General features: G+C 74.6%; 12 protein-coding genes. 7 read left to right on the top strand and 5 right to left on the bottom strand.

What is annotated here, in order from left to right; translation table 11 throughout:
• Window positions 1–45 precede the first annotated feature (45 nt).
• The 4 genes from ACLBXP_RS13185 to ada all read left to right on the top strand — a co-directional run bounded on the left by ACLBXP_RS13185 (window position 46) and on the right by ada (window position 4223).
• Window positions 46–627, top strand: coding sequence for a response regulator (locus ACLBXP_RS13185; RefSeq protein WP_447668152.1), 582 nt, complete (start codon window positions 46–48; stop codon window positions 625–627).
• A gap of 193 nt (window positions 628–820) precedes the next feature.
• Entirely contained in the window at window positions 821–2020 is a 1200-nt protein-coding gene (locus ACLBXP_RS13180) for a TMEM43 family protein (RefSeq protein WP_447668151.1), read from the top strand.
• 75 nt (window positions 2021–2095) lie between these two features.
• Complete coding sequence (locus ACLBXP_RS13175) at window positions 2096–3025, top strand: DNA-3-methyladenine glycosylase family protein (protein WP_447668150.1); 930 nt, start codon at window positions 2096–2098, stop codon at window positions 3023–3025.
• Between the two features lie 109 nt (window positions 3026–3134).
• Complete coding sequence (ada, locus tag ACLBXP_RS13170; protein ID WP_447668148.1) at window positions 3135–4223, top strand: bifunctional DNA-binding transcriptional regulator/O6-methylguanine-DNA methyltransferase Ada; 1089 nt, start codon at window positions 3135–3137, stop codon at window positions 4221–4223.
• A gap of 19 nt (window positions 4224–4242) precedes the next feature.
• Here ada and ACLBXP_RS13165 read toward each other — a convergent pair whose 3' ends face one another.
• The gene (locus ACLBXP_RS13165; protein WP_447668147.1) at window positions 4243–5073 is read right to left on the bottom strand and encodes a class II glutamine amidotransferase; all 831 of its coding nucleotides are present in this window, start codon (window positions 5071–5073) and stop codon (window positions 4243–4245) included.
• A gap of 207 nt (window positions 5074–5280) precedes the next feature.
• Window positions 5281–7050, bottom strand: a complete 1770-nt coding sequence (locus ACLBXP_RS13160; RefSeq protein ID WP_447668146.1) for an N-acetylglutaminylglutamine amidotransferase — start codon at window positions 7048–7050, stop codon at window positions 5281–5283.
• A 374-nt stretch (window positions 7051–7424) separates the two neighbouring features.
• Between ACLBXP_RS13160 and ACLBXP_RS13155 the strand changes: the two genes are divergently transcribed.
• The gene (locus tag ACLBXP_RS13155; RefSeq protein ID WP_447668145.1) at window positions 7425–7850 is read left to right on the top strand and encodes a PRC-barrel domain-containing protein; all 426 of its coding nucleotides are present in this window, start codon (window positions 7425–7427) and stop codon (window positions 7848–7850) included.
• A 75-nt stretch (window positions 7851–7925) separates the two neighbouring features.
• Here ACLBXP_RS13155 and ACLBXP_RS13150 read toward each other — a convergent pair whose 3' ends face one another.
• Window positions 7926–8996 carry an SDR family oxidoreductase gene (locus ACLBXP_RS13150; protein ID WP_447668143.1) on the bottom strand — a complete coding sequence of 357 codons (1071 nt, stop codon included), beginning with the start codon at window positions 8994–8996 and terminating at the stop codon, window positions 7926–7928.
• Window positions 8997–9053: 57 nt separating this feature from the next.
• The gene (gene pcaD, locus ACLBXP_RS13145) at window positions 9054–9833 is read right to left on the bottom strand and encodes a 3-oxoadipate enol-lactonase (RefSeq protein ID WP_447668141.1); all 780 of its coding nucleotides are present in this window, start codon (window positions 9831–9833) and stop codon (window positions 9054–9056) included.
• Window positions 9834–9981: 148 nt separating this feature from the next.
• Between pcaD and ACLBXP_RS13140 the strand changes: the two genes are divergently transcribed.
• Both ACLBXP_RS13140 and acuI read left to right on the top strand, forming a co-directional pair.
• Window positions 9982–10515 (top strand): cupin domain-containing protein, encoded by a 534-nt coding sequence (locus ACLBXP_RS13140; protein WP_447668140.1) that lies wholly within the window; start codon window positions 9982–9984, stop codon window positions 10513–10515.
• 41 nt (window positions 10516–10556) lie between these two features.
• The gene (acuI, locus tag ACLBXP_RS13135) at window positions 10557–11540 is read left to right on the top strand and encodes an acrylyl-CoA reductase (NADPH) (RefSeq protein ID WP_447668138.1); all 984 of its coding nucleotides are present in this window, start codon (window positions 10557–10559) and stop codon (window positions 11538–11540) included.
• Window positions 11541–11568: 28 nt separating this feature from the next.
• Here acuI and ACLBXP_RS13130 read toward each other — a convergent pair whose 3' ends face one another.
• Window positions 11569–13314 (bottom strand): AMP-binding protein, encoded by a 1746-nt coding sequence (locus ACLBXP_RS13130; protein ID WP_447668137.1) that lies wholly within the window; start codon window positions 13312–13314, stop codon window positions 11569–11571.
• Window positions 13315–13372: the final 58 nt, after the last annotated feature.

The raw sequence follows: 13372 nt of genomic DNA, 5'->3' as shown, positions 1-13372 counted from the left end.
GAGCGAACCCGGAGCGTGGAGCGCTGCCTCCGGGACGGAGGAAGCATGCGCCAGGAGAACCGCTTCGTCACGGATGCACTCGACGGGTCAGCCTCGCTCGTGGCGCGCGGCGTCGCCCGCGCCCTGGAAAATTCCTACGACACGAGCGCCGTCCTCCCCGAACGGCTGCGCGACCTCGCGCTGATCCTTTTGGAACGCGACGCGCCTGCCCGGAAGGGGCTTCCGGGCGCGACGGACCGCCCCGGCCAGCCGACGCGCCTCGTCCTCGTCGTCGAGGACGACCCCGAGATCCGCGACCTCGCGGTGGCTCTCCTGGAGGAGACCGTGCTCGACGTCGTGGCCTGCGACAGCGGCGAGGCGGCCATCGACCTGCTGCGGCAGCACGGGCCCGATGTCGCGATGCTGTTCACCGACGTCCACCTGTCGGGCGCCGTGGACGGCATCGGCCTGGCGAATTCGGTCAACTGCCTCTGGCCGGAGATCCGGCTGGTGGTGACGTCGGGCGAGGCCGCGCACCGGACGCGAGAACTGCCCGGCGCCGCCGTCTACCTCGACAAGCCCTGGCGCGCCCTCGACGTGCTGGTCCAGGTCGACCGCGCCGTGCGCCGACCGGCGGACGGCCTGTAGCCGAGGGCCGGGTCGAAGCTCCGGGCAGCCGCAAACCCGGCCGGCGACTTGCCCCGGCGTCCAAATTCAATGTTCGGGCGTCCCAGAACCACCGGGACGTCAGTAGGATACTTGTCTCCGGCGGTCCTTCACGCCTAAGCTTGGCGCTGCGTCCGGCGGCTCGCCGGGCGCGGACCAGCCCGGCCGGTGTGCGATGAGCGAGACCTCAGACGATTTTTCGATGTCCTCGGACGCGCCGGATTCCGGCTTCGGGGCGGGCTCGGACGTCGTGGACGCCCCCCAGGGCTTCGGCGAGCGCTTCGGCGGCAGCATCGGGGCCCTCGTCGTCGGCCTGCTCCTCGTCCCGCTCGCCGCCATCGGCCTGTTCTGGAACGAGGGGCACGCGGTCGGGGTCGCGCGGGCGCTCGCCGAGGCGGAGCGGGTCGTGCGCAGCGTGCCGACCGACCGGCGCGATCCCGCCCTCGACGGACGGCTCGTCCACGTCGCCGGGCACCTCACCAGCCCGAACGGCGTGACGGACGAGCAGCTCGGCCTGCGCGCGACCGGCGTCGCACTGTCGCGGACCGTCGAGATGTACCAGTGGCACCAGCGGGAGACGGGCTCGGGCCAGGAGCGCAAGTTCATCTACGACAAGGAATGGGCCGACCATCCGATCGCCTCCAGCGGCTTCCACGCGCCGGCCGGGCACGAGAACCCGTCCTTCCCGAGCGTCCGCTCCCGGCGCTTCGGCGCGGCGGACGCCCGCATCGGCGGCTTTCCGGTGGGCGCGCAGGCGGCCGGGGACCTCGGAGCGGACGAGGAGGTGGTGCCCGGCGAATCCGCCCTCGCCGCCGCCCGGCGGAGCCTCGGCCGCCCCGTGCAGGTGAGCGGGGGCGGCTACTACGCGGGCCAGAGCCCGGAGGCGCCGCGCGTCGGCGACCTGCGCATCACCTACCGGCAGCTTCCCGAGGGGCCGGCCTCCTTCATCGGCCGCCAGGAGCCCGGGGGGCTCGAACCCTACCGCGCGACGAACGGGCAGTCGGTGTTCCTCGCCAGGCGCGGCACCCACGGGGCGGCCGACCTCGTGGCGATGGGGCAGGAGGACAACCGCATCCTGACCTGGGTCCTGCGCGTCGTCGGGCTGGTGGTGCTCCTCGTCGGCTTCCTGTGCCTGTTCGCCCCCGTGAACCTGCTGGCGAGCTACCTGCCCTTCCTCGGCAGCCTGGTGGCGGGCGCCACCTTCCTGGCGGCCCTCTCGGCGACGCTGGTCGTCGGGCCGGTGGTGATCGCCCTGGCCTGGCTCGCCTATCGGCCCCTCGTGGCCCTGGGCCTGCTCGCCGGGGCGGCGGCCATCGCCTTCGGCATCCGCACGCTGCGGGGCGGCCGGACCCGGGCTGCGCCGGCGCGCGCCTGACCCCTGATCCGTTCGGGCATGAGGCTCGCCCCGCGGGCCGCGGCATGCTCCCATGGGGGCTCAGGGAGAGCCCCGATGCCGTCGATCCGCCCCGCCCGGACGAGAGACCAGTCCGCCGCCCCGCCGGCGCGGCATCGCCTGCCCGTCGCGCTGCCCTTCGACTGGGCCGGCCTGCACGCCTACCTGGCGGCCCGCGCGATCCCGGGCGTCGAGGCGGCGCCGCCGGGCCTCTACGCCCGCACCATCGTCCACGGCGGACGGACCGGGACGCTCACGGTCTTCGCTCCGGACGGTGCGGGCCTGCCCGTGACCGCCAGCCTGCCGGACGCGGATGCGGCCTGCGCTGACCGGGTGCGGCGCCTGTTCGACCTCGACGCGGACCCGGCCGCCATCGGCCGGGCGCTCTCGGCGGATCCCCTCATGGCCGGGCTCGTCGCGGCCCGGCCGGGCCTGCGGGTGCCGGGCGCCTTCGACGGGTTCGAGCTGGCGGTGCGGGCGATCCTCGGCCAGCAGGTCTCGGTGGCGGCGGCGACCCGCCTCGCCGGGCGCCTCGCGGCGGATTTTGGGACGCCGGTGGCGGACGAGCAGGGCCTCGGCCTCGACCGCGTCTTCCCGGCGCCCGAGGCGCTGGTCGAGGCGGACGTGGCGAAGGCCCTCAACATGCCGCGCGCCCGGGGCGCCGCGATCCGGGCCCTCGCGGCCGCCGTCATCGCCGAGCCGGACCTCCTGGCGCCGGGCCAGGGGCTCGCGGCGGCCGTGGCCCGGCTGACGGCGCTGCCCGGGATCGGCCCCTGGACGGCCCAGTACGTCGCGATGCGCGCGCTGCGCGAGCCCGATGCCCTCCCGACCGGGGATATCGGCCTCCTGCGCGCGCTGGCGGACGAGACCGGGCTCCGCCCGAGCGCGAAGGCCCTCGAGGCCCGTTCGGCCGCCTGGCGCCCCTGGCGGGCCTACGCGGTCCTGCATCTCTGGGCGCACGATGCGGCGCGCGTCGCGCTCCCCTGACGCGCCGCCCGGATTGCGCAGCAAGGAACGGGATGCGACGACCGAGGGCGGCGGGAAGGATGGCGGCAGGATCACGGTCCCGCAGGACCCCTTCCGGAGAGACGAGCCCATGAGCCTCAAGGAAGCCCGAACGACCGAGCAGGCCGGAACGATCGGACCCGGAGAGTCCGAATTCTGGGCGGCGCTGGCGGCGCGCGACAAGCGGGCCGACGGGCGCTTCGTCTACTCGGTCCGCACCACCGGCGTGTACTGCCGCCCGAGCTGCCCCTCGCGGGCCGCCCGGCCCGAGAACATCGCCTTCCACGCGAGCTGCGCCGCCGCGGAGGCGGCGGGCTTCCGCCCCTGCCGGCGCTGCCGGCCGGACGAGCCCTCGCCGGACGGGCGCCGGGCCGAGGCGGTCGCGCGCGCCTGCCGGCTGATCGAGGCGGCCGAGACGGCGCCGGACCTCGACACCCTGGCGCGGGCGGCGGGGTTCAGCCCCGCCCATTTCCACCGGACGTTCCGCGCGGCGACGGGCGTGACCCCGCGGGCCTACGCGGCAGCCCACCGCGCGGGCCGCGTCGCCGAGGCGCTCCAGACCGAGGCCACGGTCACCCGGGCGCTCTACGCGGCCGGCTTCAACGCGCCGAGCCGCTTCTACGCGGCCGCACCCGAGCGGCTCGGCATGGACCCCTCGACCTATCGCCGGGGCGGGCCCGGCACGCGGATCCGCTTCGCGGTGGCCGAGAGCAGCCTCGGCGCGCTCCTCGTCGCGGCGACCGAGCGCGGCGTCTGCGCCATCCTCCTCGGCGACGACCCGGACGCCCTCGTGCGCGACCTGCAGGACCGCTTCCCGAGGGCCGAGCTGATGGGCGGCGATGCCGCCTTCGAGGGGTGGGTCGCGCAAGTGGTCGGCTTCGTGGAGGCGCCCCGGCGGGGGCTCGACCTGCCCCTCGACATCGGCGGCACCGCGTTCCAGCAGCGGGTCTGGGCGGCGCTCCGGGCGATCCCGGTGGGCACCACCGCGACCTACACGGACGTCGCCCGCGCCATCGGCGAGCCGGCCTCGGTCCGGGCGGTGGCGCAGGCCTGCGGGGCGAACCGCCTCGCCGTGGCCATTCCCTGCCATCGGGTCGTTCGCTCGGACGGGTCGCTCTCCGGCTATCGCTGGGGCGTGGCGCGCAAGCGCGCCCTCCTCGACCGCGAAGCGCTCCCCTGACCGGCGGGCGCCGACGGGCTCAGGCCGTCAGGCGGTCGCGGACCGGCAGCGCCCTGCCGAGGTCGGGCAGCACCAGCGGCGCGACCGTGACGGGCTCGCCCTCGCGCGCCACCACGACGCTGTTCTCGGGCACCGCCGTCCAGGTGTCGCGATCGCGGTCGAGGGGCTCGGAGGCCACCACGACCCCGTTCGCGGCCGCCCGGTAGTAGAGGCTGTTGGCCGCGTCGTTCGCCGCGTAGCGGAAGGCGTAGAGGTCGTGGCCGTTGGCGAGCGCCGCCGTGAAGCGGAACGGGTGCCCGCCCGCCTCCGCGGCGACCATCCCGGTGAGCGCCGCCAGCGTGCGGCTGGTCGCCGACACGGGGTCGGCCTTCGGCGCGGGGCCCATCAGCCCGGCCCCCAGGATCGCGAGGAACAGGGCCTCCGAATCCGTGGTGCCGGCCCGCGACGGATAGAGGGCGTCGGGGATCAGGTCCTCGACCGGGCGGCGCAGGCGGCTCCAGTCACCGATGAAGCCGTTGTGCATGAACAGCCAAGTGCCGCACGCGAAGGGATGGCAGTTCTGGCGGGTGATCGGCGTGCCCGTCGCGGCCCGGACATGGGCGAAGAACAGGTGCGAGCGCAGGTGGCGGGTGAGGTAGCGCAGGTTCTCGTCCGACCAGGCCGGGCGCACCTCGCGGTAGAGGCCGGGCTCGGGGTGGTCGCCGTACCAGCCGAGGCCGAAGCCGTCGCCGTTGAGCCCCGCGGTCGATTCCAGTGCGTGGAGGCTCTGCGAGACCAGGGAGTGGGCCGGCTCGGTGACGTAGTGCTCCAGGGGGATCGTGTGCCCCCGATAGGCGATCCAGCGGCACATGGGCGGTCCTCCTCCGGCGTCGGTCTCGGTGGCGGGCAATCCCGGGCGATCGTGGAGATTCCACGGCACCGTCTGCGGAGCATCGCGGGATTCTGATCGTCGTGCGGGGCGCCAGCGCCTCCGCGGAGGGCCGCGCCCCGGGCGCGTCCTGCGCCGCAAGGTAGGCGCCCGGGCGTCGATTGCAAATGCGAGGCCGTGGCCCCGCCCTCACACCCCGTGCGTCTGGAGCCAGCTCTCGAGCAGGGAGACCTGCCAGAGCTTCGAGTGGCCCTTGGGGGTCAGCGTGCCGTCCGGGTCGGCGAGCAGCCGGTCCAGGTAGGCGCGGTTGAACAGGCCCCGCTCGCGGGCCGCCGGCGCGTCGAGGACGCCCCGCACGAAGTCGAGGTAGGGGCCGCGGATGTGCTTGAGGGCCGGCACCGGGAAGTAGCCCTTCGGCCGGTCGATCACCTCGGCCGGCACCACCTGGCGCGCCGCCTCCTTGAGGATGTACTTGCCGCCGTCCCGGACCTTCAGCTCGGCCGGGACGCGGGCGGCGAGCTCGACGAGCTCGTGGTCGAGGAAGGGCACCCGCGCCTCGAGGCCCGCCGCCATCGTCATGTTGTCGACCCGCTTCACGGGGTCGTCCACGAGCATGATCTGGGTGTCGAGCTGCAGCGTCCGGTCGACGGCGCCGGCCTCCGGGGCGCGGCCGAAGAAGTCCTCCACGAAGGCGCGGCTGTGATCGTCGCCGACGAGGTCCGGCGCGAGGGCCTCGCGCATCTCGGCGTGGTCGCGGTCGAAGTAGACCCGGGCGTAGTCGCCGGCGGGGTCCTTCGAGCCCATCAGCTTCGGGTACCAGTGGTAGCCGCCGAAGATCTCGTCCGCCCCCTGCCCGCTCTGCACGACCTTCACGTGCTTGGCGACCTCCTGCGAGAGCAGGAAGAAGCCGACCGCGTCGTGGCTCATCTGCGGCTCGGACATCGCCGCGATGGTGGCGGGCAGCGCGTCGAGGGTGCGGGAGGCATCGACCGCGATCCTGGCGTGCTCCGTCTCGAAGCGCCGGGCGATGATGTCCGAGTACTTGAACTCGTCGCCCTCGATGCCGTTCACGGCGTCGAACCCGACCGCGAAGGTCTTGAGGCCCGTCTGGCCCTTGCGGGCGAGCAGGCCCACGAGCAGCGAGGAATCGAGGCCGCCGGAGAGCAGCACGCCGGTCGGCACGTCGGCGATCTGGCGCCGCTCCACCGCGAGCGCCAGCGCATCGAGCACCTGCTCGCGCCAGTCCGCCTCGCTGAGGCCGCGATCCGCGTCGCGGGGACCCACCGTCAGGTCCCAGTAGACCCGCTCGCTCCGGCTGCCGTCGGGCTCGATCGTCAGCAGCGTGGCCGGCGGCAGCTTGCGCACGCCCCGCAGGATGGTCATCGGGGCGGGCACCACCGCGTGCCAGCTCATGTAGTGGTGGAGCGCCACCGGATCGATCGCGGTGTCGACGTCCCCCGCCCGCAGCAGGGCCGGCAGGGTCGAGGCGAAGCGCAGCCGCCCCTTCGCCTCGGCGAGGTAGAGCGGCTTGATGCCCAGCCGGTCGCGCCCGAGCACCACCCGGCCGCTGTCGCGCTCGTGGATCGCGAAGGCGAACATGCCGAGGAAGCGCTCGACGCAGGCCGCGCCCCAGGCGTGATAGGCCTTGAGGACGACCTCGGTGTCGCCCTTGGAGAAGAAGCGGTAGCCCTTCGCCTCCAGCTCGCCGCGCAGATCCCGGAAGTTGTAGATGCAGCCGTTGAAGACGATGGCGAGGCCGAGTTCGGGGTCCTGCAGGGGCTGCTGCGAGGCGTTCGAGAGGTCGAGGATCTTGAGGCGCCGGTGGCCGAGGGCCACCCGGCCCTGAGCGAGGACGCCCCCCGCATCGGGGCCGCGATCCTCCATCGTGCACATCATGGCCTTCACGGCGGCCGGGTCGGCCGGGGCGCCGAAGCTGATCTCACCACAGATCCCGCACATCCTGCCCCCGCCTCCGGTCCGCCCGCCGGCCGCTCTCGCCGGATCGGTCTGCCAACGCTCCACGCGCGCCCGCGTTCGAAATCGATGCGCGGCGCGGCGGATGCGCGGCATGGAACCGGGCAAGGATCGGGCCGCCGCGCGGGGCAGCGGGCCGAGCAGGGAGGACGGTCGCTCGACCCGCCGGCCGTTCGGCTTCACCGTTCTGATGAGACCGGAGCGGCCCATGAAGCTATCGCGGCGTAGGCACCCGGCGGCCAGCCCCATTCGAGGTAGACGGGCCCTCCGATCGGCGGCCCGTTTCCGGAACCGGGCCGGACAGCCTGCGGTTGCGAAAGGCGGATTCCCGATTCCGGCAACCCTCGGAAAGACTCACCATGGACACCAGCACCGTCGGCGTCGGCGCGCAGAGCAGCGCCGCGACAGCGAGCAACCTGATCGGCAGCGACCGGGTGGAAGGAACGGCCGTGCGGCGGGCCGACGGCAGCCCGGTCGGCAGCATCAGCCGCCTGATGATCGACAAGCCCTCGGGGCACGTCGTCTACGCGATTCTCACTCCCTCGGGGGCCGAGGCGGGCGGCGAGCGCGCCCTGCCGTGGCGGCTCCTGCGCTACAACACGGATCTCGGCGCCTACGAGCTCGACCTGACCGACGAGCAGCTGCGCGGCTCGCCCCAGCAGGGCGACGCCTCCTTCGACCGGGCCTGGGAGGAGCACGTGCACAGCTACTTCCACGCGGAGCCCTACTGGAACGAGGCGGCCGGCCGCGCGACCGATTCGCCGCTGAAGGGCGACAAGGGCTGAGGACTTGGGCTGAGGACTTGGGCTGACGGCCGGACAGCGACGGCGCGACCGCCCGGCGGCGGTCGCGCCCCGGCCTCACGCGCCGGGGATCACGCGCTCCGCCCGCAGCCGCGCGAACAGGTCGAAGAAGGCGTCGTCGGTGGGCTGGTAGTCGAGGAAGCCGAGGCGCCGGCACTTGCTCATGTCGGTGACGACCTCGATCGGGCGGCCGAGATCCGCGTCCGTGTGCCAGGCCGAGGCGAGGCGGCTCAGGTCGGGCTCGACGAGGCCGCGGCGGCGGGCGAGATCGGCCCAGACCGGGCCCGCATCGGCGAGCTGCTCCTCCAGTGGCGTCGCCTGCCCCGGATAGGGCGCCGGATCCAGGCCGAACCAGGCCGCGAGCCGGCCCCACATCCAGCTCCAGCGGAAGACGTCGCCGTTCACGACGTTGAAGGCCTCGTCGCGGGCCGCCTCGGTCGTGGCCGCCCATTCGAGCTGCCGGGCGAGGAGGCGCGCATCGGTCATGTCGGTGAGCCCGTTCCACTGCGCGGGCGAGCCCGGGAACAGGAACGGCCGGCCGGTCTCGCGGCAGATCGCGGCATAGGCCGCGAGCGTCACCCCCATGTTCATGGCGTTGCCGAGGGCGTAGCCGATGATGGTGTGCGGGCGGTGCACGCTCCAGCCGAACCCGTCGCGCGCGGCCGCGGCGAAGACCGCGTCCTCCTGGGCGTAGTAGAAGTTCTCGATGTCGAGGCGGGGCTGCTCCTCGCGGAAGGGCGTGGCCGGCAGGTTGCCCCGCCCGTAGGCCTCGAAGGGCCCGAGGTAGTGCTTGAGGCCGGTGACGAGGGCGACGTGGCGGACGCTGCCGCCCGGGCGCACCGCGTCGAGGAGGTTCTCCACCATCGCGGCGTTGACCCGGATGTTCTCGGCCTCCGTCGCCTGGCGCAGCCAGGTCGTGATGAAGACGTGGCTCGGCCGGTGCCCGTCGAGCGCGGCGCGCAGCGCGGCCGGGTCGAGGAGGTCGGCCGCGACCGGCACGACCCCCGGGAGGCCGGTGGGGGGCCGCCGCGCGAGGCCCGCCACCTGCCAGCCCCGGCCCGCGAGGTGCCGGGCGAGGTTGTTGCCCACGATGCCGCTGACGCCGGCGATCAGTGCTGTCCGATCCATGTCCGATCCCTGAGGTTTCCCGGACAACCTGCGTGGACAGCGAGCGATCCCCGCCGGTCAACCGCCGGACAGGAAGGCGGCGAGGCGCGGGGTCACCCGGTCGGCGGCCTCGACGTTCAGCATGTGGGCGACGCCCGGCAGCACCTCGAACGCGGAGCCCGCGATCCGCGCGTGGATGGCCTCCCCGAGGGCGGGCGGCGTCGAGGGGTCCTGCTCCCCGGAGATGATCAGCGTCGGGGCCGTGATGCCGCCGATGCGCTCCCGCAGGTCCATGTCGCGGATCGCCTCGCAGGCGCGGGCGTAGCCGATCGGCGGGGTGGCGAGCACCTGCGCCCGCACGGCCTGCGCGGCGGGCGTCTCCCGGAAGGCGGGCGTGAACCAGCGGGCCAGGATGGTCTCGGCCAGCGCCGCCATGCCCGCCCGCCGGGCGGTCGCCGCGCGCTCGTTCCAGGCCGAGACCGGTCCGAGCTGGGCCGCCGTCGCCATCAGCACGAGGCGGTCGACGCGCTCCGGATGCGCTGCGGCCAGTGCCTGGGCGGTCATGCCGCCGAGGGAGAGGCCGACCACGTGGGCGCGCCCGATGCCGAGGCCGTCGAGGAGGCGGACGAGGTCGCCCGCGAGGTCGTCGAGGGTCGTCGGCGCATCGAGCGCGTCCGACAGGCCGTGGCCGCGGGTGTCGTAGCGCAAGCAGCGATAGCGGCCCGAGAGGCTCGCAACCTGCGCGTCCCACATCGCGAGGCTGGTTCCCAGCGAGTTGGAGAACACGACGGCGGGCGCGTCCGGCGGGCCGTCCAGCGCGTAGTTGAGGCTGTGTCCATCGAGGTCGAACCGGGGCATGGCGGCTCCGCTGGGTCGGGGTTGTCCCGGTGCGTCCTGCCGGCAGGACCGGCCCCGCGCAACCCCGTTGCGCGCCGGCGCGATCCTGATCACTCTGGCGGCGGATCGGGGGCTGCCGCGACGCGGCCCCGATCCCCGGGAGGCGAGCATGCACGACGAGGGCGGCCAGGGTCACGACCACGCGCCGCAGGGCGGCGAGCATGAGCACGCGCCGCCCGAGGGGGCCGAGCGCTGGAAGCACGACGGGGTGCGGGTGATCCCGGGCGACCGGCTCGACCCGAACACCGCCCAGACGCCGGGCATGTTCCGGCAGGCGGCGGTCAACGCGGCCCGCGTCGGCGCGCAGCGGATCTGGGCCGGCACGGTGGCGATCGAGCCGGACGCCAAGACGGGCGTGCACCACCACGGCGCCCTGGAGAGCGTGATCTACGTGGTCTCCGGCCGCGCCCGGATGCGATGGGGCGAGCGGCTCGAATACGTGGCGGAGGCCGGGCCCGGCGACTTCATCTTCGTGCCGCCCTACGTGCCCCACCAGGAGATCAACGCCTCCACCGACGAGCCCCTGCACTGCGTGCTGGTGCGCTCGGACAACGAGGCGGTGGTGGTCAACCTGCCCGACGTCGCGGCCGCCGAGCGGCCCGAGACGGTCTACTGGGTCGACCCGATCCACAGGCACCCGTAGGAGACCCGGCGACACGGCTCGGCGGAAGGGAGGACGCGGCGATGTTCAGGGCGATCCGGATCGACAAGGACGCGGACGGCTACCGGGCCGCCCTCGCGGACCTCGCGGAGGAGGACCTGCCCGACGGCGACGTCACCGTCGACGTCGCCTACTCGACCCTGAACTACAAGGACGGCCTCGCCATCACCGGCAAGGGCCCGGTGGTGCGCGCCTTCCCGATGGTGCCGGGCGTCGACCTCGTCGGCACCGTCCGCGAATCCCGCGACGCGCGCTACCGGCCCGGCGACCAGGTGATCCTCAACGGCTGGGGCGTCGGCGAGACCCGCTGGGGCGGCCTAGCCCAGGTGGCCCGTCTCAAGGGGGACTGGCTGGTGCCGCTGCCGGCCGCCTTCACCCCCCGGCAGGCCATGGGGATCGGCACCGCCGGCTACACGGCCATGCTCTGCGTGATGGCGCTGGAGCGCCACGGCGTCGAGCCGGGGGCCGGGGAGGTCGTGGTGACGGGGGCGGCCGGCGGCGTCGGCAGCGCCGCGGTCGCGCTGCTCGCCCGCCTCGGCTACCAGGTGGCGGCGGTGAGCGGGCGCCCGGAGGAGGCCGCCTACCTGCGCGACCTCGGCGCGGCCGAGGTGATGGAGCGCAGAGCCTTCTCGGAGCCCGGCAAGCCGCTCGCCCGGGAGCGCTGGGCGGGGGCCGTCGACGTCGTCGGCGGCCACACCCTCGCCAACGTCTGCGCCGCGACGCGCTACCGCGGCATCGTCACCGCCTGCGGCCTCGCGGGCGGCATGGATTTCCCCGCCACCGTCGCGCCCTTCATCCTGCGGGGCGTCACCCTGGTCGGCATCGACAGCGTGATGTGCCCGCGGCCCGAGCGCCTCGCGGCCTGGGAGCGCCTCGCCCGCGACCTCGAGCCGGACAAGCTCGCGGCGATGACCGGCGAGATCGGCCTCTCGGAGGCGATCGAGACCGCCGGGCGCCTGATGGCGGGCCAGGTCCGCGGCCGCCTCGTGGTCGACGTCAACCGCTGAGGCCGCCCGGACGGCGCTCGGGTCCGCCTCAGGGCGTGCCGCTCCCCTCGGCCGGGCGCTCGGCCTTCGCCCGCTCCTCGGCGACGAGGACGCTCGCGAGGAGCTTGCCGGCCGGGCTGCGCGGCAGGCCGTCCCGGAACTCCAGGGCGCGGGGCACCGCGTGGCGGCCGATGCGGTCCGCCAGGAAGGCCTGGAGGGCGGCGAGGTCGAAGGGCGCGGCGCCGGGCTTCAGGGTGACGAAGGCCTTGGCGGCCTCGCCCCGGTAGGCGTCGGGCACGCCGATGACGATGCACTCGGCCACGTCCGGGTGCTCGTGGATCGCGTTCTCGATCACCGCCGGATAGACGTTGAAGCCGCCGGAGATGATCATGTTCTTGCGCCGGTCGACGAGGTCGAACACGCCGTCCGCGTCCATGCGGCCGATGTCGCCGGTGAGGAACCAGCCGTCGCGGAAGGCCGCCTGCGTCGCCTCCGGCTGGTCGAGGTAGCCCGCGAAGAGGTTCGGCCCCCGGATGGCGATCTCGCCGACCTCGCCGGGGGGCAGCGCGCGGCCGGGATCGTCGAGGGCGACGATCCGCATGGCGAGGCCGGGCAGCGGGATGCCGATGATCCCGGGGCGCAGCGGAATGTCCCGCGGCAGGCGCGTGCCCGCCGGCGCCGTCTCCGTCATGCCCCAGCCGATCGAGAGCGGCACGCCGAGCAGCCGGCTCAGCCTGTCCTGCACCGCGAAGGGGAGCGGGGCACCCCCGCTCATGCAGGCCCGCAGGGAGCTGAAATCGACCGCCTCGACCCCAGGCCGGTGCAGCAGCGCGAGCCACATGGTGGGAACGGCCGAGAGGTTGGTGGCGCGGGAGACGGCGATGTCGTGCACCAGCGCCTCCACGTCGAAGCGCTGGTGCAGCAGGATCAGGCTGCCGGCCCGGATCGCGCGCAGCAGCACGGTGGTCAGCGCGTAGATGTGGAACAGGGGCAGGACGCAGATCGCCCGCGCCTCGGCCTCGATGGCGTCGCGGTCGGCCCCGGCCTCGTCCCGCCAGAGGCGGTACATCGAGACCGCGGCCGTCAGGTTGCCGTGGGTCAGCATGGCGGCCTTCGGCAGGCCCGTGGTGCCGCCGGTGAACTGCAGGAGCATCACGTCGTCGGGGCGCCGCGCCGGCCAGGCGGCGGGCGGGGGCGCCGCCTGCAGCCGGTCGAGGGCCACGACGCCCGGCCGCTCCGGCACCGGCAGCGGCGCGGCGACCTCCGAGGGCCCCCAGGCGGCATCGTCGCCGACGATCACCGTGTCGACGGCGCCCGCCTCCAGGAGCGCGAGGGCGCCCGGCAGGAAGCCCGGCAGGTTCGTGGTGACGAGGACCCGCGCGCCGCTCACGGCGAGCTTGTGCGACAGCTCCCGCGGCGCATCGAGGCCCGAGAGGTGGACGACCCGCAGGCCGGCGCGCGCCGCGGCGAAGAAGGCGAGCGGGTGGACGGGCGTGTTCGGCAGGTAGAGGCCGAGGGCCGTGTCGGGGGCAAGGCCCAGGCCGACGAGCCCGCCCGCCAGCCCCTCGACGGCTTCCGCGAGTTCGCGGAATCCGATGGTCCGGCCCCGGAAGGCGATGGCGGGCCGGTCGCCGGCCCGGGCGACGCCGGCCGCGAGGAGATCGGGGATCGTGCCGACCTCGACCGCCCCGTCCCAGTCGCAGGCCTCGGGGAAGCGCTGCCGCCAGGGCGGCCAAGCCTCTGGTCCGGCATCGCGCGACGGTGCGACCGCCGTGGGGCTCGGCCCTCTCGACATGCGTATCCTCCGCGGACGTCCGGTTCCCGGATCTGCCTCCTTGTACCGCTCCGGGCCC

The organism is Methylobacterium sp. A54F, assembly GCF_053346035.1.
The sequence above is the reverse complement of the archived record's forward strand: the minus strand, read 5'-3'. Positions and strand labels throughout refer to the sequence as shown.